Origin of the sequence: Streptomyces sp. DH12 (assembly GCF_020873895.1) — a bacterium.
GTDB lineage: Bacteria > Actinomycetota > Actinomycetes > Streptomycetales > Streptomycetaceae > Streptomyces.
Genome location: NZ_JAHWGT010000999.1, coordinates 1 through 460, shown reverse-complemented (window position 1 = coordinate 460; position 460 = coordinate 1). Strand labels below are relative to the sequence as shown.

1 pseudogene is annotated in these 460 nt (G+C 73.9%); it reads left to right on the top strand.

The window, feature by feature from the left end:
- Positions 1 to 460 (top strand): annotated as a pseudogene (locus LPA54_RS38180) (type VI secretion protein); the annotation flags it as partial.

Here is a 460-nt window from a genome sequence, read left to right as displayed (position 1 = left end):
ACGCACCTCTGCGACACCCCGGCCCGCCTCCACTGGTCGCCCACCGCCGGCTGCGAGGACAAGCACACGGCGACCGCCCGCGCGGCGGCGCTCCTCGCCCCCGTCCGCCCCACCTCACGGCTCGACCAGCAGCTCGGCGACACCGCCGAACTGCTGCTGCGCAGCTATCTGCACGCGGCCGCCGTCGACGGCCGCACCGTCCGCCACGTCCACCGCTGGGCCCAGGGTCTCCAGATACAGGACGCCGTACGCGTCCTGCGTACCCACCCCAAGGCGGCGTCCGGCTCCGCGGGCGAGCTGGAGGCGGCGCTCACCGCGCACCCCGAACGCCGGGACATGGCGCAGCAGCTGACGGCGCGTGCGCTGGCGGCCCTCTCCACGGTCAACGTCCGGGAAGCCTGCACTCCCCACCGAAGTGATGCCCTCGCCCTGGATTCCTTCATCCACGAAGGGGGAACGC